This window comes from Janibacter sp. YB324 (assembly GCF_014217915.1).
In the GTDB taxonomy this organism is placed as follows: domain Bacteria; phylum Actinomycetota; class Actinomycetes; order Actinomycetales; family Dermatophilaceae; genus Janibacter; species Janibacter indicus.
This window is the reverse complement of the sequence record NZ_CP060120.1, coordinates 2,396,893-2,416,598: the sequence shown is the minus strand read 5'-3', so window position 1 is coordinate 2,416,598 and position 19,706 is coordinate 2,396,893. Positions and strand designations below refer to the sequence as shown.

The 19,706-nt window shown below is 72.3% G+C and carries 18 protein-coding genes and 1 pseudogene; 16 read left to right on the top strand and 3 right to left on the bottom strand.

What is annotated here, in order from left to right:
- Nucleotides 1-26: 26 nt before the first annotated feature.
- The 6 genes and pseudogenes from H7A72_RS11795 (at nucleotide 27) to H7A72_RS11775 (ending at nucleotide 5,137) form a co-directional block, all read left to right on the top strand.
- Nucleotides 27-1,259, top strand: a complete 1,233-nt coding sequence (locus H7A72_RS11795) for a glycosyltransferase family 39 protein (RefSeq protein WP_185220641.1) — start codon at nucleotides 27-29, stop codon at nucleotides 1,257-1,259.
- A 50-nt stretch (nucleotides 1,260-1,309) separates the two neighbouring features.
- Nucleotides 1,310-1,624 carry a hypothetical protein gene (locus H7A72_RS11790; RefSeq protein ID WP_185220640.1) on the top strand — a complete coding sequence of 105 codons (315 nt, stop codon included), beginning with the start codon at nucleotides 1,310-1,312 and terminating at the stop codon, nucleotides 1,622-1,624.
- Nucleotides 1,536-1,811 (top strand): annotated as a pseudogene (locus H7A72_RS17200) (glycosyltransferase); the annotation flags it as partial. The gene H7A72_RS11790 and the pseudogene H7A72_RS17200, both read left to right, overlap by 89 nt.
- A 229-nt stretch (nucleotides 1,812-2,040) precedes the next feature.
- Nucleotides 2,041-3,579, top strand: a complete 1,539-nt coding sequence (locus tag H7A72_RS11785) for a glycosyltransferase (protein WP_185220639.1) — start codon at nucleotides 2,041-2,043, stop codon at nucleotides 3,577-3,579.
- Nucleotides 3,576-4,601 (top strand): tryptophan--tRNA ligase, encoded by a 1,026-nt coding sequence (trpS, locus tag H7A72_RS11780; protein WP_370543536.1) that lies wholly within the window; start codon nucleotides 3,576-3,578, stop codon nucleotides 4,599-4,601. The genes H7A72_RS11785 and trpS overlap by 4 nt, the downstream gene beginning before the upstream one ends.
- Nucleotides 4,602-4,618: 17 nt before the next feature.
- Nucleotides 4,619-5,137 (top strand): 2'-5' RNA ligase family protein, encoded by a 519-nt coding sequence (locus H7A72_RS11775; RefSeq protein WP_370543535.1) that lies wholly within the window; start codon nucleotides 4,619-4,621, stop codon nucleotides 5,135-5,137.
- On the opposite strand, the gene H7A72_RS11770 is transcribed toward H7A72_RS11775, so the two are convergent.
- Both H7A72_RS11770 and H7A72_RS11765 read right to left on the bottom strand, forming a co-directional pair.
- Nucleotides 5,106-5,597: a MarR family winged helix-turn-helix transcriptional regulator gene (locus H7A72_RS11770; protein WP_084450287.1), complete on the bottom strand. Its 492-nt coding sequence runs from the start codon at nucleotides 5,595-5,597 to the stop codon at nucleotides 5,106-5,108. The genes H7A72_RS11775 and H7A72_RS11770 overlap by 32 nt on opposite strands.
- A gap of 65 nt (nucleotides 5,598-5,662) precedes the next feature.
- Nucleotides 5,663-6,820 carry a glycosyltransferase family 1 protein gene (locus H7A72_RS11765; protein WP_185220636.1) on the bottom strand — a complete coding sequence of 386 codons (1,158 nt, stop codon included), beginning with the start codon at nucleotides 6,818-6,820 and terminating at the stop codon, nucleotides 5,663-5,665.
- Between the two features lie 145 nt (nucleotides 6,821-6,965).
- Between H7A72_RS11765 and H7A72_RS11760 the strand changes: the two genes are divergently transcribed.
- The 10 genes from H7A72_RS11760 (at nucleotide 6,966) to H7A72_RS11710 (ending at nucleotide 18,930) form a co-directional block, all read left to right on the top strand.
- Nucleotides 6,966-8,057 (top strand): mannose-1-phosphate guanylyltransferase, encoded by a 1,092-nt coding sequence (locus H7A72_RS11760; protein ID WP_185220635.1) that lies wholly within the window; start codon nucleotides 6,966-6,968, stop codon nucleotides 8,055-8,057.
- A 67-nt stretch (nucleotides 8,058-8,124) separates the two neighbouring features.
- A complete protein-coding gene (locus tag H7A72_RS11755; protein WP_185220634.1) occupies nucleotides 8,125-9,321 on the top strand; it encodes an amidohydrolase in 1,197 nt (398 codons plus the stop codon).
- Between the two features lie 164 nt (nucleotides 9,322-9,485).
- Entirely contained in the window at nucleotides 9,486-10,517 is a 1,032-nt protein-coding gene (locus H7A72_RS11750) for a BMP family protein (RefSeq protein WP_084450299.1), read from the top strand.
- A gap of 117 nt (nucleotides 10,518-10,634) precedes the next feature.
- Nucleotides 10,635-12,188, top strand: a complete 1,554-nt coding sequence (locus H7A72_RS11745) for an ABC transporter ATP-binding protein (protein WP_185220633.1) — start codon at nucleotides 10,635-10,637, stop codon at nucleotides 12,186-12,188.
- Nucleotides 12,185-13,288, top strand: coding sequence for an ABC transporter permease (locus H7A72_RS11740; protein WP_072625236.1), 1,104 nt, complete (start codon nucleotides 12,185-12,187; stop codon nucleotides 13,286-13,288). Before H7A72_RS11745 ends, H7A72_RS11740 begins: the two co-directional genes overlap by 4 nt.
- Nucleotides 13,285-14,547: an ABC transporter permease gene (locus H7A72_RS11735; protein ID WP_185220632.1), complete on the top strand. Its 1,263-nt coding sequence runs from the start codon at nucleotides 13,285-13,287 to the stop codon at nucleotides 14,545-14,547. The genes H7A72_RS11740 and H7A72_RS11735 overlap by 4 nt, the downstream gene beginning before the upstream one ends.
- Before the next feature lies 1 nt (nucleotide 14,548).
- Nucleotides 14,549-14,959 carry a cytidine deaminase gene (locus H7A72_RS11730; protein WP_084450302.1) on the top strand — a complete coding sequence of 137 codons (411 nt, stop codon included), beginning with the start codon at nucleotides 14,549-14,551 and terminating at the stop codon, nucleotides 14,957-14,959.
- A complete protein-coding gene (locus tag H7A72_RS11725) occupies nucleotides 14,956-16,257 on the top strand; it encodes a thymidine phosphorylase (protein WP_185220631.1) in 1,302 nt (433 codons plus the stop codon). The genes H7A72_RS11730 and H7A72_RS11725 overlap by 4 nt, the downstream gene beginning before the upstream one ends.
- A 358-nt stretch (nucleotides 16,258-16,615) precedes the next feature.
- On the top strand, nucleotides 16,616-17,764 hold the full coding sequence (locus H7A72_RS11715) for an adenosine deaminase (RefSeq protein WP_185220630.1): 1,149 nt from the start codon (nucleotides 16,616-16,618) through the stop codon (nucleotides 17,762-17,764).
- 338 nt (nucleotides 17,765-18,102) lie between these two features.
- Nucleotides 18,103-18,930: a hypothetical protein gene (locus H7A72_RS11710; RefSeq protein ID WP_185220629.1), complete on the top strand. Its 828-nt coding sequence runs from the start codon at nucleotides 18,103-18,105 to the stop codon at nucleotides 18,928-18,930.
- Here H7A72_RS11710 and deoC read toward each other — a convergent pair.
- A complete protein-coding gene (deoC, locus tag H7A72_RS11705; RefSeq protein ID WP_084450307.1) occupies nucleotides 18,924-19,703 on the bottom strand; it encodes a deoxyribose-phosphate aldolase in 780 nt (259 codons plus the stop codon). The genes H7A72_RS11710 and deoC overlap by 7 nt on opposite strands.
- Nucleotides 19,704-19,706 lie beyond the last annotated feature (3 nt).

Genomic DNA, 19,706 nt, shown 5'->3' with positions numbered 1-19,706 from the left:
CGCGGGGCCGTGCGAGACTCCTGCACGTGCGCGCCCGCAATCCGGCTCCGTGGCTGGCCCTGCTGTGGGGCCCTGCCCTCGTCATGGCCGCCCTGCTGGCCGTCTGGGCTCCACCGGGTCAGCCCTACGACGAGCCGGCACACCACAGCAACGTCGTCTTCTACGCACGCGAGCTGCGCTTGCCGGTCCTCGGCGAGCCAGGAGTTCACTACGAGGCCCAGATGGGCCCGGTGTACTACGTCCTCGCAGCGCTCCTGCTGCGCTTGACCGGCACGGCCGAGCTGCCGGAGGCGGGTCTAGCCGTCCTGCGGTCAGCCGGTCTGGTGCTCGTGCCGCTCCTCGGGTGGTTGACATACCGGCTTGCCCGCACGCTGGGCGCTCGCGAGCTCCCCTCTGTCGTCGCCTCCGGGCTGGTCGTGCTCAACCCGACTCTCCTCGCCGTCGCCGCCTCGGCGCAGAACGACTACCTCTGCCTCGTCGTCACGGCCGCTGCGGCGCTGGTCGCGCTCCGAGCCCTGCGCGGCGAGGCGGATGGGACCCCCTTCGTCGTCGGTGCCCTGGTCGGGCTGGCGGTGCTCACCAAGGTCTTCGCCGGGGCGCTGCTCGTCGGCTTCGTCGTGGCGGTCCTGCTCGACGGGCGGCGCGGCGTGCGCGCCCGCACGGTCGACGCCTCGCTGGCGGTCCTGGGGACCGCCGTCGTGAGCGGGTGGTGGTTCGTGCGCAACCTCGTCCTCTACGGGGACCTCACCGGCTCCGGAGCGGTCGACCGGACGGGGGTCTCCTTCGACCCGCTGGAGTACGCGGGCATCGGGTCGGTAGTCGGTTGGGGGCGGTCGCTCGTCTCCTACGCCTTCGCGCCGACGGAGTACTACCGCAATGCCTTCGACGCGCCGACGGTGGTCAAGGCGGCCGCGGTGCTCCTCGCGGCGGCTCTGCTGCTCTTCGCCGCCTGGGCTCTCGCGAGCAAGGCGAAGGGCGGCCGCCGCGTCGTCGAGGACCCCCGAGTGGTCTTCGCAATCTCGAGCGTCCTCGTCGTCGTCGGGGTCTACATGATCGCGGCGTGGAGCGTCCAGGCGATCGCGCCGCGACTGGTGGCGGTGGCGGCGCCGCTGGCCCTAGCGCTGCTCGCCCGCGCGGCGCGCTCGCGGCCGCGTCTGGTCGTGCTGGCCACGGTGCTGATGGGGTGCGTGCTCCTCGACGGCTGGCTCCTGTCCGAGGTGGCGGCGATCCCGACCGACCCCGACCTCTTCCCCTGGTGAGGCAGGGGCTCAGGCTGCCGGTGTCGCACCCGGCCCATAGACTCCGCGGCATGGCGGAGCAGCGGGGTGCGGTCAGGGTCGCGATCCTCGACCACACGGCGCAGCTCGGGGGCGTCGAGCTGGCGACGATCCGCCTCATGGACACCCTCGCCGCCCGTGACGACGTCGATGCGCGGGTCATCCTCTTCGCCGACGGCCCGCTCGTGGCGCGGCTGCGCGAGCGCGGCCACGAGGTCGAGGTGCTGCCGCTCGACGAGCGCATCGGTACGACGACCCGTGAGCAGGCCGCGGGAGTGCTCACGGCCGTGCGGTCCGCGGTGGGGGGCCGCCCCCTTCGTCCGCCGGCTGGCCGCGCGGCTGCGTGAGCTCGACGTCGACGTGGTCCACACGACCACGCTCAAGGCCGACCTCCTCGGCGTCCCCGCCGCCCGTCTGGCCCGCCGCCCGCTCGTGTGGCACATCCGCGACCGGATCGCCCCCGACTACCTGCCGGAGGCGGTCGTGCGGCTGCTGCGTCAGGTCGCGACGTGGGGGCCGCAGCGCGTCGTCGCCAACTCCCGGGCGACCGCCGAGACCCTGCCCGGTGTCGACGCCGCCGTGGTCCACCCCGGCCTGGTGCCCAGCCAGATCCGCGGGGCGCCGCGCCCCCGACCGGACGTGCCGGTCGTCGGCCTGCTCGGCCGGATCTCCCCGACCAAGGGGCAGCTCGAGCTCGTCCGCGCCGCCGCGCAGGTCGTGCCCCGGCACCCTCAGGTGCGCTTCCGGATCATCGGGGTCACCGATGTTCGGCCACGAGCAGCACGAGTGGGAGATCCGCCGCGAGATCGAGCAGCTGGGTCTGGCCGACCACGTCGAGCTCGCCGGCTTCAGCGACGACCCGGCCGCCGAGCTCGACGGCATGGCGCTGGCGATCCACGCCTCGCCGGTGCCCGAGCCCTACGGGCAGGTCGTCGCCGAGGCGATGGCCCGGGGGGTGCCCCTCGTCGCCACCGACGCCGGAGGCGTGCCAGAGATCGTCGACGGCGGCCCCGCCCGGGTCGGCTGGCTCGTGCCGCCCGGTGACGTCGACGCCCTCGCCGCCGCCATCTCTGCCGCGCTCGACGACCCCGACGAGGCCGAGCGCCGCGGCGCCGCCGGCTGGGAGCGCGCCCGCACCGACCTCGGCATCGGCCCGAGCACCGACACGCTCGTGCAGGTGTGGCGCACCGTCGCCGGCCGCGACCGACCGCGCGTGGCGATCGCCCACGACTACCTCACCCAGCGCGGGGGAGCGGAGCGGGTGGTCCTGGCGCTGCTGCGCGCCTTCCCCGACGCCACCGTGCACACGACCCTCTACGACCCCGACGGCACCTTCCCCGAGTTCCGCGACGTCGACATCCGGGTCAGCCCGCTCAACCGGGTCGGCCTCCTGCGCCGCCACCACCGGGCGGCCCTGCCGGTCCTGGCCTTCGCCTCCCACTGGCTGCGCATCGACGCCGACCTGGTCGTCGCGAGCAGCAGCGGGTGGGCCCACGGCTTCCCGACGACGGGGCGCAAGCTCGTCTACTGCCACGCGCCCGCCCGCTGGCTCTACCAGAGCGAGCGCTACCTCGGCGGGGACCCGCGACGCTCGCCCCGGGGGCTGGCGCTCATGGTGCTGCGTGGCCCCCTTCGTCGGTGGGACCGCCTGGCCACCGCGACGGCCGACGCCTACCTGGCCAACAGCCACGTCGTGCGCGAGCGCATCCTCGAGGCCTACGACATCGAGGCCGAGGTGCTGCCGCCCCCCTTCGCCGTCCACGCGACGGGCGAGCTGGAGTCCGTGGACGAGGCGGTGGAGCTGGGTGCCGGCTACCACCTCGTCGTCTCCCGGCTGCTGCCGTACAAGAACGTCGACCAGGTGGTCAAGGCCTTCCGCGGGCTGCCCGAGCGGCTCCTCGTCGTCGGCGCCGGCCCGCTGCTGGAGCAGCTGCGGGAGGCCGCGCCGGACAACGTGCGGATCGCCACCAACCTCGACGACGCGCAGATGCGCTGGGCCTACGCCCACGCCCGCGCGCTGGTCGCCGCGAGCCACGAGGACTTCGGGCTGACGCCGCTGGAGGCCGGGGCCTTCGGCCGACCGACCCTGGCGCTGCGCGCCGGCGGCTACCTCGACACCATCGCCGAGGGCGTCAACGGCGCCTTCTTCGACGAGCCGACCGCGGCGGCGATCCGCGCCGCCGTCGTCGCCGACCGCGACGTCGTGTGGGACGAGGCGGCGATCCGGGCGCACGTGGAGGCCTTCTCGCCGGACCGTTTCGTCGAGCGCGTGCGAGCCGCCGCGGCACGGCTGGCATCATGACCCCCATGACCAGCCCTGCACCTGACCGGCCCCGCATCCTCTCGGGGATGCAGCCCACGAGCGACTCCCTGCACCTCGGCAACTACCTGGGCGCGCTGGTCAACTGGGTCGGTCTGCAGGAGGACTTCGACGCCTACTACTTCGTCGCCGACCTGCACTCGCTCACCGTGCCGACCGACCCCGAGGTCATCACCCGCCGCACCCGGGTCACCGCCGCGCAGTACATCGCCGCCGGCGTCGACCCGGAGCGCTCGGCGATCTTCTGCCAGAGCCACGTGCGCGAGCACACCGAGCTGATGTGGGTGCTGGCCTGCCAGACCGCCTTCGGCGAGGCCAGCCGGATGACGCAGTTCAAGGACAAGACGGCCAAGGGGCACAACGCCAACGTCGGCCTCTTCACCTACCCGATCCTCATGGCGGCCGACATCCTCGTCTACGACGCGGCCCGGGTGCCGGTCGGTGACGACCAGCGCCAGCACCTGGAGATCACCCGCGACCTCGCCGAGCGCTTCAACGCGCGCTACGGCGAGACCCTCGTCGTCCCCGACCCGCACATCCTCAAGGAGTCGGCGCGGATCATGGACCTCACCGAGCCGACGTCGAAGATGTCCGGCTCGAGCTCCCCCGACAAGGGCCTGATCTTCCTCTCCGACGAGCCCAGGCGGATCGAGAAGAAGATCAAGTCCGCCGTGACCGACACCGAGGGCGAGGTCCGCTTCGACCCCGAGACCAAGCCCGGGGTCTCCAACCTCCTCGTCATCCACTCGGCGCTGTCGGGCACCCCGGTCGACGAGCTCGAGCAGCGCTTCGCCGGGCAGGGCTACGGCGCGCTCAAGGGCGAGGTGGCCGAGGTCGTCGTCGAGGCGGTCAGCCCCTTCAGGGCCCGCATGGACGAGCTCATGGGCGACCCGGCCGAGCTCGACAACATCCTCGCCAAGGGCGCCGCCCGGGCCGCCGAGGTCGCCGCCGCGACCCGTGACCGCGTCTACGAGCGCGTCGGGCTGCTCCCCCCTAAGGCCTGATCGTGGCCGTCCATGGCGTGTCCATTGCGATCCCCGAGCCCTGGGGGTCGCAGCTGCAGCAGCAGCGCGAGGACGTCGGCGATCCGATGGCCCGGGCCATCCCGCCCCACGTCACCCTCATGCCGCCGACCGAGGTCCTCGAGCGCGAGCTCGCGGCCTTCACCCACCACCTCGGGTCCGTCGCCTCGGCCCACGGGCCCTTCACGATGCAGCTGCGGGGCACGGGCACCTTCCGCCCGGTGAGCCCCGTGGTCTTCGTCCAGGTGGCCCAGGGGATCCCGATGTGCGAGCGGCTCGAGCAGGCCGTGCGGCGCGGGCCCGTCGTGCGCGAACTCGAGTTCCCCTACCACCCGCACGTCACGATCGCCCACCAGGTGAGCGATGCCCAGCTCGACGAGGCCTTCGGGGCGCTCGCGACCTTTGACGCGACCTTCGAGGTGACCGACTTCCACCTCTACGAGCACGGTGACGACGGCGTGTGGCGTCCCATGACCGACTTCGCGCTCAGTGGGGAGCCTCTGCAGCCTTCATCGTGAGGTGCCCCTCCGGGTCGAGCCGGTCGAGGACGGCCGAGCAGATGTCGGACAGCTGGCCGACCTGCTCCGGGGTGAGTGCGTCGAGGACCTCTTCGCGCACGAGCGACACGTGACCTGGGGCGGCCGCGACGATTGTCTCCCAGCCCGCGTCGGTGAGCGTGGCGTCGGTGGCCCGCGCGTCGGTCTGGCTGGGTCGCCGGACGAGCAGCCCGCGCTCCTCGAGACGCCGCGCGACGTGCGACAGGCGGGGGAGGGTGGCCTGGGTCCGCTGGGCCAGCCACGACATGCGCAGCGTGCGCTCGGGTGCCTCGGAGAGCATCGCGAGCACCTGGTACTCGAAGTGCGTCAGGGCCGAGTCACGCCGCAGCTGAGCGTCCAGACGCGATGGCAGCAGCTCCGCCAGGGCGATGAGGCGCAGCCACGCCGTCAGCTCGTCGTCGGTGAGCCAGCGGGGTTCCATGGCCGCAGTCTCCCAGACCCGAGGCCGGACGAAGGGGAGATCCCTCCCTTCGACCTGTGGTGCCGTCAGGCCGCGCGCGTGCCGATGGCCCGCTCGTAGTGGCCGACGAGCTGCTCGGTCAGGCTGCCCCACGAACGGTCGGCGACCATGGCCGGCCCCGCGGCACCCATGGCCTCGCGGGCGCTCGGGCTGTCGACGAGCTCGGCGACCCAGCGGGTGATGTCGCCGCGCACCTCGGGGTCGAAGAGGTAGCCGGAGCGGCCGTGGTCGACGAGGTCGAGAGGTCCGCCGACCGCCGGCGCGACGACCGGCAGTCCGGCCGCCGCCGCCTCCTGCAGCGTCTGGCCGAAGGTCTCCTTGGTGCCCGTGTGGACGAAGACGTCGAAGGCTGCGTAGGCGCGGGCGAGGTCGGCGCCCGTGCGGGGACCGAGGAAGGCCGGGGGCAGGTTGGGACGCCCGGGGCTCGCCGCGACCGCCTCGGCCAGACGCGCGCCGAGCTCGTTGCGGCTGGGGCCCTCTCCGACGAGGACCAGGCGCGTGCCGGGCAGCTGGGCCAGCTCGGCGAGGCGGTGCAGCTCCTTCTCCGGGGCGAGCCGGCCGACGTAGCCGAGGATGACCTCGCCGTGGGGTGCGAGCGCCTGCTTGAGGGCCAGGGTCTCCGGGTCGTCCTTCCACTCCGGCGTGAAGAGGCGGGTGTCGACACCGCGACCCCACAGGTCGGTGCGCGGGATCCGGTGCTCGCGCAGCTCTTCGAGCGTCGGGCGGCTCGGGGCGAGCGTCAGGTCGGCGCGCTCGTGCAGCCGACGCACCCACTCCCACGTCAGCGTGGACGCCCCGCGCCCGAGGGCCCCGGGACCGTGCTGCCTGACGTAGTTGGGCATGTCGGTCTGGTAGATCGCCACCGTCGGCAGGTCGAAGGTCTCGGCGTTGTGCAGGCCGCGTGCCCCGACGAGGAAAGGGGAGGCGACGTGGACGACGTCCGGCCTGAAGTCGCGCAGCGCCCGGCGTACCCCCCGGGTCGGCAGGCCGGCGCGGAACCCGCGGACCGGGACCGCCGGGAGGGTCCGCACGACGTGCCCCGCGAAGGTCGCCGGGGCGGGGCCGGGAGCGATGATCATCGCCTTGTGGCCCTGCTCGCGCAGGTTCTCGGCCACCCGGCAGACGCTCGTCGTGACGCCATTGAGGCTGGGCAGGAAGGACTCGGTCGCAATAGCCACTCGCACGGTCTCCAATCTGACGGTGAGGCCACCTCCCTTCGGTGTCGTGCAGGGGGGTGTCCGGTGATCATCAGGTGACGACTTGGTCGAAGGGGGGACCCCTCCCGGTCACGAGGCGGCGGCCGGGGGTGGGCCGGGTACGGTGCCTGCCATGACGACGTCAGGGGATCTTGATCGGTTGTGGGCCGTGGTGCCCGCCGGCGGCGCCGGGACGCGGCTGTGGCCGGTCTCGCGGGCGGGGTCGCCGAAGTTCCTGCACGACCTGACCGGCAGCGGCCGCACGCTCATCCAGGCGACCGTCGACCGGCTGCGGGTCCTCGCCGGCGAGCGGGTGCTCGTCGTCACCGGCGCCGCCCACGCCGACGCGGTGCGCGAGCAGGTGCCCGACCTGCCGGAAGACCTGCTGCTCGCCGAGCCCTCGCCGCGCGACTCGATGGCGGCGATCGGCCTCGCTGCCGCCGTGCTGGAGCGACGCGACCCCGACGCGATCATCGGCTCCTTCGCCGCCGACCACGTCATCAGCGACGAGGGGGCCTTCGCCGCGGCGGTCACCGAGGCCGTGGCCGTCGCCGCGCGCGACGACCTGCTCGTGACCATCGGCATCGAGCCGACCTTCCCGTCCACCGGCTTCGGCTACATCCAGATGGGTCCGCGGTTGCGCGCCCACCCCAGCGCGGCGCGCGTGCGCCAGTTCGTCGAGAAGCCCGACGCCCGCAAGGCCGCCTCCTACCTGGCCACCGGCGAGTTCCGGTGGAACGCCGGCATGTTCGTCGTGCGCGCCACGACCCTGCTGGACCTGCTCGCCGAGTGGCACCCCGGCCTGGCGGCGGGGCTGCGCGAGATCGCCGCCGACCCGAGCCTGCTCGAGAGCCGGTGGGAGACGCTCGAGAAGATCGCCATCGACCACGCCGTCGCCGAGCCGGCCGCCGACGAGGGCCGCGTGGCCGTCGTCCCCGGGACCTTCGACTGGGACGACGTCGGCGACTTCAAGTCGCTCTCCTGCCTGCTGCCGGCCGGCGACGGAGCGATGACCGTCGTCGGTGACCCCGAGCGGGTCCAGGCCATCGACTCCGGCGGGCTCGTCGTCTCCGGATCGGGCCGGATGGTGGCCGTCGTCGGCCTCGAGGACGTCGTCGTCGTCGAGACCGACGACGCCCTCCTCGTCGCCAGCCGCGAGCGCGCCCAGGACGTCAAGCTCGTCGTCGAGGCCCTCAAGGCTGCCGGGCGCACCGACCTGGTGTGACGCCGCGCGTTCACCCGGTGGGCACCTCCACGTCTCCGGCCGTGGACGTCGGTAGAGTCGCACCGCCATGACTGCTCCCCTCGCCCCGACGCTGCTGCGTGTCGTCGACCGGCTGGTGCCCGAGCTGATCGACTTCCGGCGAGACCTGCACCGCCACCCGGAGATCTCCTTCCAGGAGCACCGCACGACCGCGCGCCTGCGCGAGCGGCTGGAGGCCGCCGGGCTCGAGCCGCGCTCGGTGAGCGAGACCGGGCTCGTCGTCGACCTCGGGGCCACCGAGCCGCGCCGCCGCGTCGCCCTGCGCGGCGACATCGACGCCCTGCCCGTGCGCGAGCGCACCGGCCTCGACTGGAGCTCGACCGTCGACGGTGTCTGCCACGCGTGCGGCCACGACGTGCACACCACGGCGCTGCTCGGTGCCGGGCTGGCGCTGGCCGAGGTCGCCGACGAGCTCGCGGCACGTCACGTCGGTGTGCGACTCGTCTTCCAGCCCGCCGAGGAGCAGATGCCGGGCGGGGCGCTCACGTTCGTCCAGTCCGGGGTGATGCAGGGCGTCGACACCGTCTACGCGGTGCACTGCGACCCCTCGCTCGACGTCGGCGAGATCGGCCTGCGCGAGGGTCCGCTCACCGCGGCTGCCGACCAGGTGACCGTCACCCTGCGGGGGCGCGGTGGGCACACCTCGCGGCCCTTCCTCACCGAGGACCTGACCTACGCCCTCGGCAAGGTCGTCACCGACGTGCCGGCCGTCCTCAGCCGCCGGGTCGACCCCCGCGCCGGGCTCGTCGTCGTCTGGGGACGCGTCTCTGCGGGCGAGGCGATCAACGTCATCCCCTCGACGGGCGTCGCGCAGGGCACGCTGCGGATGCTCGACGTCGGCTTGTGGGAGGAGATCGGCCCGCTGCTCCACGACGTCGTCGCCGACGTCGTGCGTCCCTACGGCGTCACCGCGGCCGTCGACCACATCCGGGGCGTCCCCCCGGTGGTCAACGACTCGGCCGCCGTCGCCGCGCTCGGCCGGGCGACGATGGCCGCCGGCCTGCGCCCGGTCCCTACCCCGCACAGCCTGGGCGGCGAGGACTTCGCGTGGATGCTCCACGAGGCGGAGGGCGCGATGGCCCGGCTCGGGACCCGCACCCATGGCGGCCGCACCTTCGACCTGCACCAGGGCGATCTCGTCGTCGACGAGGGCGCGGTGCGGGGCGGCACCGCGCTGCTCACCCTGGCCGCGGCGGGGGAGTGGACCCGCGTCGAGGACGCCTGACCCGCAACCCTGCACCCGGGTGAGGGTTTTCCCCCTTCGGTCGCGGTCTCATAACAGTTGGTCCCACCGATCACACGGACTCCTGATGTGGGGGCTACCGCGACGTAGCATCCCGCGATGGCGCTCGTGCGTCACTCGTACCCCTGCTCGAGAAGGAGAGCGCCTTGCGTCACACCGTGAAGGCCGCATCGATCATGTCCGTCGCCGCCTTGGCCCTGACCGCCTGCGGCAGCAGCGATTCCGGCGGCGACGCCACCTCCGGGGAGGGCTCCGACGTCAAGGCCTGCCTCGCGTACGACGTGGGTGGCCGCGGCGACCAGTCCTTCAACGACTCGGCGGCCAAGGGCCTGGACCAGGCCAAGGAGGAGCTCGGCGTCGAGATCGAGGAGGTCGAGGCCAGCCAGGGCGAGAACGACGCTGCCCGCGAGGACCGCCTCAACCAGCTCGTCGACGCCGACTGCACCAACATCATCGGTGTCGGCTACATCTACGCCAAGGCGATCGGCGGGGCGGCCAAGGACAACCCGGACGTCTCTTTCGCGATCATCGACGACGCCTCGGCCGACTCCGAGGGCGACAACGTCGCCCAGCTCGTCTTCGCCGAGCACGAGGGTTCCTTCCTCGTCGGCGCGGCCGCGGCGCTGAAGTCCAAGAGCGGCAAGGTCGGCTTCATCGGTGGCACCGACGTGCCCCTGATCAACAAGTTCGAGGCGGGCTTCAAGGCCGGCGCCCAGGCCGTCGACCCCAAGATCGACATCCAGACCAAGTACCTGGCCGAGGACGGCTCGGGCTTCGCTGACCCGGCGAAGGGCAAGACCGCCGCCGAGGGCATGTATGACAAGGGCGCCGACGTCATCTACCACGCGGCCGGCGGCTCCGGATCGGGCCTGTTCGAGGCGGCCAAGGCCAACAAGAAGATGGCCATCGGCGTCGACTCCGACCAGGCCAAGACCGCGGAGAAGGACGTCCAGGACGTCATCATCACCTCGATGGTCAAGAACGTGGACGTCGCGGTCTTCGACTACATCAAGGCCTCGACCGAGGGTGAGCCGCTCACCGGCCTCCAGGAGTTCGACCTCAAGGACGGCGGTGTCTCGTACGCCACCACCGGCGGCAAGATCGACGACATCACCAAGGAGCTCGACGACTACAAGCAGCAGATCGTCGACGGGAAGATCACCGTCCCGTCCAAGTGACGCCGACCGGCACCCCGGGGCCCGTTCGCACGCACTGCGTGCGACCGGGCCCTGGCCCGTCCGGGATCGCTACCCTTCGCCTGCGGCACCAACCCGCGGACGTCCCACGGAGGCACCATGAGCACGACCGTCCCAGACCCCCCTTCGGCCTCGAGCCCACCCACCGGTGACCTCGCGGTCGCGGTCGAGGGCATCACCAAGCGCTTCCCGGGCGTCGTCGCCAACCGGGACATCTCCTTCGGCGTCGAGCGGGGCACGGTCCACGCGATCGTCGGTGAGAACGGTGCCGGCAAGTCGACGCTGATGAAGATTCTCTACGGGGTCCAGCGGCCGGACGAGGGGACCATCTCCGTCGGTGGCGAGCCCGTCACCCTGCACAGCCCGGCCGACGCGATCAAGCACGGCATCGGCATGGTCTTCCAGCACTTCATGCTCGCCGACAACCTCACCGTCGCCGAAAACGTCGTGCTCGGCGCCGAAAAGCCGCACGGCATCGGTGCCGCGGCCCGCGCCGAGATCACCCGGATCTCCGACGAGTACGGCCTCGGGATCGACCCCCGCGAGCTCGTCGCCGACCTCGGCGTCGGAGCCCGGCAGCGCGTCGAGATCCTCAAGGTGCTCTACCGGGGTGCGCGCACGATCATCCTCGACGAGCCCACCGCGGTGCTCGTGCCGCAGGAGGTCGACGAGCTCTTCGACAACCTGCGTGAGCTCAAGCGCGAGGGCATCACGGTGCTCTTCATCTCGCACAAGCTCGACGAGGTGCTGTCCGTCGCCGACCGGGTCACCGTCATCCGCCGCGGCACCACCGTCGACACCGTCCTGCCCCAGGACGTCTCGGCCCGCCAGCTCGCTGAGCTCATGGTCGGGTCCGAGCTGCCCACCCCGGAGACCGAGGAGTCGACGGTCACCGACCGCGTCGTGCTCTCCGTCCGGGACATCACCCTCGCCGGCGCCGGGCGCAACGCCCTCGAGGACGTCACGCTCGACATCCACGCCGGCGAGGTCGTCGGCATCGCGGGCGTCGAGGGCAACGGCCAGGCCGAGCTCGTCGAGGTGCTCATGGGCATGCGCGAGCCGGTCAGCGGCCGCATCGAGCTCGAGGGCACCGACATCTCCGACTGGGACGTGCGCCGCATCCGCGAGGCAGGCGTCGGCTACATCCCCGAGGACCGCCACCGTCAGGGCCTGCTGCTCGACGCCCCGCTGTGGGAAAACCGGATGCTCGGTCACCAGACCCAGGCCCCTGCCTCCCGCCGCGGGATCCTCACCCCGTCGGACGCGCGCGCGGACACCGAGCGGATCGTCGCCGAGTACGACGTGCGCACACCCGGCATCCACGTCACCGTCGGCTCGCTGTCCGGCGGCAACCAGCAAAAGCTCATCATCGGGCGCGAGATGAGCCATGCACCCAAGGTGCTCATCGCCTCGCACCCGACCCGTGGCGTCGACGTCGGAGCCCAGGCCGCGATCTGGGACCTCATCCGGGAGGCCCGTCGCGAGGGCCTGGCGGTGCTGCTCATCAGCGCCGACCTCGAGGAGCTCATCGGCCTCTCCGACACGATCAAGGTCATCCTGCGCGGACGCATCACCGGGGAGTTCGACCCCGACAAGGTCACGAGCCAGGAGCTCGGCAGCGCCATGACCGGCGCCGGGAAGGACGCCTCATGAAGCTCAGCCTCCGTCGCCTCCTGCTGACGCTGGCCGCCCCCGCGCTCGCCATCGTCGTCGCCTTCGTCGTGACCTCGCTCGTCCTCGTGCTCGTCGGTGACCCCGTCGGCAAGGTGTGGTCGACGCTCCTGTCCGAGCCGCGCCCGCGCACGATGGTCAACATCATCAACAGCGGGATCACGTACTACATCGCGGCCGTCGCCGTCGCCGTCGGCTTCAAGATGAAGCTCTTCAACATCGGCGTCGACGGTCAGTACCGGATCGCCGCCTTCGCCGCGGCGCTCATCGCCGGTCAGGGCTGGCTGCCCGGGGTGCTCAACATCGTGCTCGCGATGCTCGTCGCGATGCTCGTCGGTGGCTTCTGGGCAGGCATCGCCGGCTGGCTCAAGGTCCGCCGCGGAGTCTCCGAGGTCATCTCGACGATCATGCTCAACACGATCTCCGCCGGACTCGTCGGCTGGGGGCTGCGGACCTGGGGCCAGCGCGCCGAGGGGAGCAACACCCGCAACACGCAGGAGATCCCCGAGTCGAGCCAGCTCGAGGGCTTCGCGGTCTTCGCCGACGCACCCAACCGGGTCTACACGCTGCTCGTGCTCGCGATCGCGATCGGCATCGCCTACTGGTTCGTCATCAACCGCACCCGGTTCGGCTTCGACGTGCGCGCCACGGGTGAGTCCGAGTCGGCCGCCGTCGCGAGCGGTGTCAAGGTGCCGCGCATGGTGCTCATCGCGATGATCGCCTCCGGCGCCGTCGCCGGCCTCATCAGCATGCCGGCCTTCTTCGGGGCCGACCACAGCTACGGGCTGAACTTCCAGGAGGGCGTCGGCTTCATCGGCATCGGCATCGCCCTGCTGGGTCGCAACCACCCGGTCGGCATCGCCTTCGCCGCGCTCCTGTGGTCGTGGCTGGAAAAGGCGAGCGACGGCCTGCAGCTGCAGGCCGGCGTCTCCCCGGCGCTCGTCTACATCATCCAGGGCGTCATCCTGCTGGCCGTCGTCATCGCCTACGAGGTCGTCGCCCGATTCGAGCGGCGCTTCGAGCAGAAGCAGGTCACCCGCCAGCTCGATGCCGGCGTCACCACGGAAGGAGCCACGGCATGAGCCTGAGTGTCGGCACCGAGACCGAGATCGCTCCGTCCACGACTGCCCGCCGCATCCCCTTCTGGGCCTGGCCGCTCGCCCTCGCCGGCGTCCTCGTCGCGCTCTCCGCGATCCGTCTGGTCACGGGGATCAGCGACATCTCCTCCTCCGGCACCCTCGGTGCCACCCTGGCGCTCGCCATGCCCCTCGCCCTCGCGGGTCTCGGTGGCCTGTGGTCCGAGCGGGCCGGGGTCATCAACATCGGCCTCGAGGGCATGATGATCCTCGGTACGTGGGGGGCCGCCTTCGGCGCGATCCACGGCGGCCCGTGGATGGGCATCGTCGGTGCCATGGTCTGCGGCGCGGTCGGCGGGCTCGTCCACGCCCTGGCGACCGTGACCTTCGGCGTCGACCACATCGTCTCCGGTGTTGCGCTCAACATCGTCGCCATGGGCGTCGCGAGCTACCTCGCCGCCCGCTTCTTCGGCGAGCTCGAGGGCGGCAGCGACGTGCAGTCGCCGCCACTCCCTTCGCTCCCGCGGGTGGGCATCCCCGGCATCTCCGACCCGCTGAAGTCCGTCGAGGACAAGGGCTGGTTCTTCGTCTCCGAGCTCGCCGCGCTGCTGCGGGCCGCCACGACCAACCTGTCGATCCTCACCGTCATCGCCCTGCTGCTCATCGTCGGCACGTGGTGGCTGCTGTGGCGCACCCCCTTCGGCCTGCGGGTCCGCTCGTGCGGTGAGTCGCCGGTCGCCGCCGAGACCCTCGGCGTCAACGTCTACCTCTACAAGTACGTCGCGGTGACGGCCTCCGGTGCACTCGCCGGTCTCGGCGGCGGCTTCCTCGCCATGGTCGCGTCCAACGCCTACCGCGAGAGCCAGACCGACGGCCGCGGCTACATCGGTCTCGCGGCGATGATCTTCGGCAACTGGCGCCCCGGCGGGGTGCTCATGGGTTCTGGGCTCTTCGGCTTCATGGACGCCCTGCAGCTGCGCGGTGGCGGCGACGCGATCCACGCGCTGCTCCTGCTCATCGCGGTGCTGCTCGTCGGTCTCGGCCTGTGGCAGGTCCTGCGCCGCCAGCGCTACGTCCAGGGCACCATCGCCGTCGCCATCGGTGTCGCCGTCGGCGTGATCTTCGTGATCACCGAGACCGTCCCCGGCGACGTCACCCGGTTTGCCCCGCACCTGACGACCCTGCTCGTCCTCGCCTTCGCCAGCCAACGCCTGCGCATGCCGGCGGCCAACGGCAAGGTCTACCGCCGCGGAGAGGGCCACTGACGTGGCCGGCCCCGCCGCGACGGACTGGCAGCGACTGCGCGAGGCCGCGGTCGAGGCGATGGAGCGGGCCTACGCGCCCTACTCCAACTTCCCCGTGGGCGTGGCCGGCTACGCCGACGACGGGCGCCTGCTGAGCGGGTGCAATGTCGAAAATGCGTCGTACGCCGTCGGCCTGTGCGCCGAGTGCGGGCTGATCAGCGACCTCGTGCGCACCGGGGGCGGCCGGCTCGTCGCCGTGTGGTGCGTCGATGCGCGAGGTGAGACGCTCATGCCCTGCGGCCGCTGTCGCCAGCTGCTGTGGGAGCACGGCGGGCCGCAGTGCCGCATCCAGACGCCGGAGGGCGAGCGGGGCCTCGCCGAGATCCTGCCCCAGGCCTTCGGTGCCGATGACCTGACGAAGGGAGCACCGTGACCGAGCAGCACGACGCCGTCGACATCATCCGGACCAAGCGGGACCGCGGGGAGCTGACGCCCGAGCAGATCGACTGGGTCATCGACGCCTACACCCGAGGGGTCGTCGCCGACGAGCAGATGTCCTCGCTCGCGATGGCGATCCTGCTCAACGGCATGACCCGTCCCGAGATCGCCCGGTGGACCGCGGCGATGATCGCCAGCGGCGAGCGGATGGACTTCTCCGGCCTGAGCCGGCCGACCTCCGACAAGCACTCGACCGGTGGGGTCGGCGACAAGATCACCCTGCCGCTCGCGCCCCTCGTCGCGGTCTTCGACGTCGCGGTGCCGCAGCTGTCGGGCCGCGGTCTCGGCCACACCGGCGGCACCCTCGACAAGCTCGAGTCGATCCCCGGCTGGCAGGCCGACCTGACCAACGACGCGATGCTCGCCCAGCTCGAGGACGTCGGCGCGGTCATCTGCGCCGCGGGTGCCGGGCTGGCCCCCGCCGACAAGAAGCTCTACGCCCTGCGCGACGTCACCGGCACCGTCGAGGCGATCCCGCTGATCGCCAGCTCGATCATGAGCAAGAAGATCGCCGAGGGCACCGGGGCGCTCGTGCTCGACGTCAAGGTCGGCTCGGGGGCCTTCATGAAGACCCGCGAGGACGCGAGCGAGCTCGCGCGCACGATGGTCGACCTCGGCACCGACGCGGGGGTCAACACCGTCGCGCTCATCACCGACATGTCCGTGCCGCTCGGTCTGACCGCCGGCAACGCCCTCGAGGTGCGCGAGTCCGTCGAGGTCCTCTCCGGCGGCGGGCCGCAGGACGTCGTCGACCTCACCGTGGCCCTGGCCGACGAGATGACCCGCGCCGCGGGCCAGGAGGTCGGTGCCGACGAGCTGCGCGCCGCGCTGGCCGACGGGCGGGCCATGGACGTGTGGCGCCGGATGATCTCGGCGCAGGGTGGCGACCCCGATGCCGACCTGCCGACAGCCGCCGAGACCGAGACGATCACCGCCGACGCCGACGGTCACCTCGAGCACGTCGACGCACTCGCCGTGGGTGTCGCCGCCTGGCGCCTGGGTGCCGGGCGGGCCCGCAAGGAGGACCCGGTGCAGGCCGGCGCCGGCGTCGAGCTGCACGTCCGCCCGGGTGAGCGGGTGAGCGCGGGCCAGCCGCTGATGACGCTGCACACCGACACCCCGGAGCGCTTCGCGCGGGCGCAGGAGTCCCTCGAGGGTGCCTGGCGGATCAGCGAGCAGGCCCCTGCCGCGCGCGAGGTCGTCCTCGACCGGATCACCGCCCGAGGGGCCTGAGGTGCCCGAGCTCAACGCCGAGCCCTCGATCATCGACGTCCCCGGCGGCAAGGTCATCGCCGAGCACGTCGGCCGGGTCGCCACCGGCAGCACCGCGATGTCGGTGGCCCACATGAAGGCCCCGGCCGGGTGGTCCGAGCCGGCCCAGCGGCCCGACTTCGACGAGGTGACGCTCGTCGTCGCGGGGACGGTCCTCGTCGAGCACGACGGCGGCACCACCGAGGTGCACGCCGGGCAGAGCATCGTCACGCGGGCGGGGGAGCGGGGTGCGCTACTCGACCGGCAACTCCGGTGCCGAGTACGTCGCGATCTGCACCCCGGCCTTCGCTCCGGACACCGTGCACCGCGAGGACGAGGCATGAGCCTCGACGAGGCCGCGATTCGGGCCCTGCCCAAGGTCGTGCTGCACGACCACCTCGACGGGGGCCTGCGACCGGCCACGGTCCTGGAGATCGCCGACCAGGTCGGCCACGAGCTGCCGGTGAGCGGTGCCGACCGGACCGCCGAGGGTCTGGCGCGGTGGTTCCGCGAGTCCGCGGACTCCGGGTCGCTGGAGCGCTACCTCGAGACCTTCGCGCACACCGTCGGCGTCATGCAGACCGCGCCGGCGCTGCGGCGCGTGGCCCGCGAGTCGGTGCTGGACCTCGCTCGCGACGGCGTCGTCTACGCCGAGTCCCGCTACGCCCCCGAGCAGCACCTGGCGGGTGGGCTGAGGCTCGAGCAGGTCGTCGAGGAGGTCGACGCCGGCTTCCGCGAAGGGGAGGAGCTGGCCGCCGCCGAGGGCCGTCCGATCGTCGTCCGGTCGTTGCTCACCGCGATGCGGCACGCCGCAAAGTCGCGGGAGATCGCCGAGCTGGCCGTGCGCTACCGCGACCGGGGTGTCGCGGGCTTCGACATCGCGGGCGCCGAGGCCGGGTACCCGCCGAGCCGGCACCTCGACGCCTTCGAGTACCTACGCCGCGAGAATGCGCACTTCACGATCCACGCTGGGGAAGCCTTCGGTCTCCCGAGCATCTGGGAGGCGCTGCAGTGGTGCGGCGCCGACCGTCTCGGGCACGGCGTGCGCATCGTCGACGACATCGGCTTCCGCGGCGCGACGGTGACCGACGACCCCCTGGCGGCCAACGAAGCAGCGCGCGAGGACCCCTCGCAGCTGCGGCTCGGGCGTCTGGCCGCCTTCGTCCGTGACACCCGGGTGCCGCTCGAGATGTGCCCGCACAGCAATGTCCAGACCGGGGCTGCGCCCTCGATCGCGGCGCACCCGATCACCCTGCTGGCCAAGCTGCGCTACCGGATCACGCTCAACACCGACAACCGGCTGATGTCCGACACGTCGATGACCCGCGAGATGCACGCCCTGGTCACCGAGGCGGGCTGGGACCTCGACGACCTGCGCTGGGTGACGACCAATGCGATGAAGTCGGCCTTCCTCCCCTTCGACGAGCGTCTGGAGCTCATCGAAGGGACGATCAAGCCCGCCTACGCCGCCGCTGCAGCCGCCGGCTGACTCGCTCCGCGGTCGATCGCGTCGCCGCGCGCGGTGGAGGTGAACACGCCGACGAGTCCTCGGCGTGTTGACCTCCACTGGTCATCCACAGATCGGTGGCGAGGCGTCCCACCCTCCACAGACGAAGGGCGGAGCCGTGCTGCCCGTCGGCTGTCGACTGTGCTGTGGCGATGATCCAACGCGCCAGGACCGTGCACGAGGTTGCCACCCGTGCGGCTGCCGATCACGACGGAGTCGTCAGCCGGCGGCTGCTCCGGGCCGTGGGGGTCGACCGGAACGAGGTTCGCCGTCAGCTGCGAGCCGGTCGGTGGCGATCACACGGCAGGTGGACCATCGCTGTGCACACCGGTGACCTCAGCCCCCTGGCCCGACGGTGGCGGGCCGTGTGGGAGGTCGGTGAGCGCATCGCCGTGATCGACGGGGCCAGCGCCCTGCACCACCGCGGGCTCAAGGGGTTCACGACCGAGGGCATCCACGTCTCGATCCCGCACACCGCGACCCCGCACGCGGTCGAGGGCGTGGTCCAGCACAAGGTGCGCCGACCCTCCCCGCGGCCCGTGGCCCCGGGCGCCCTGCCCGTCGCTACCCCCGGCCCGGCCGCGGTGCGGGCCGCCCACTGGGCTAGATCCGACCGCGAGGCGGCCCTGATCCTGGTGCTCCCTGTCCAGCAGCGGCTCGTCACGGGCGACCAGCTCCTGTCGGCGACCACCAGCGTGCAGGGGCGGACCCGACGCAAGTTCATCAAGACCATCGCGGCCGACATCGCGTTGGGTGCCCAGGCACTCGGTGAGCTCGACTTCGCCCGGATCTGCCGTCGCCATGCACTGCCTGAGCCCGACCGGCAGGTCGTCCGACAGGGACCCCGTGGACGGATCTACCTCGACGTGAGGTGGGCCTGCGGGCTGGTCGTCGAGATCGACGGGGCCGGGCACCGGTGGGGGCTCGCGGTGTCGGAGGACAACCTGAGGCGCAATTCCGGCACTCTGTCCGGGGACCTGGTGCTGCAGATCGACACCGTCGGCCTGCGGCTCTTCGAGGACACCTTCATGGAGCAGGTCGTCGCGGCACACCGACTGCTCAGGGGTGGAGGTGTACACGCCGACGAGTCCTCGGCGCGTTTACCTTCACCCGAAGGCAAGGGAGCGGTGGGAGGGGCGACTCAGTAGGTGGCGCTCGGCCCGGCGTCGGCGGTCTGACCCGGCTCCGGGACGAGCAGACCGGCCGCGCCGACCTGCTCTGCCTCGGCGAGCAGCGCCGCGGTGCTCGAGGTGCCGATGCGGGTGACGCCCTCGGCGAGCATCGCCAGGAGGGTGGGGATGTCGCGGACGCCGCCGGAGGCCTTGACCTCCATGGAGTCGGGGGTGTTGGCCCGCATGAGCGCGACGTCGGCCAGGGTCGTGCCCCCGCCGGCGAAGCCCGTGGAGGTCTTCGTGAAGTCGGCCCCCGCGTCGGCGCTCGCCCGGCAGGCGTCGATCTTGGCCCGCTCGTCGAGCAGCGCGGTCTCGAAGATCACCTTGACGATGACGCCGGCCTCGTGGCCCACCTCGACGACCGCAGCGATGTCGTCGCGCACGGCCGTGACGTCGCCGCCGCGCAGTCGGCCGATGTTGAGCACCATGTCGAGCTCGGTGGCTCCGTCGGCGAGGGCCTGGCGGGACTCGGCGACCTTGGCCGCGGTCGACGTCGTGCCGTGGGGGAAGCCGATGACCGTGCACACCCGGGTCGGGCTGCCCTCGACGGAGGCGATGGCCTGCGCTGCCAGCGCGACGTCGCTCGGCCGCACGCACACGCTCCAGATGCGCTGGGCGGCGAGCTCGCGGACCGAGGCGGACACCTCGTCGGGCGTCAGCTCGGGCTTGAGCAGGGCGTGGTCGATGAGGTCGGCGACGTCCTGGACGGTCAGGGTCGTGCCGGGGGCGAAGGGGGGACGGCGGGTCATGCC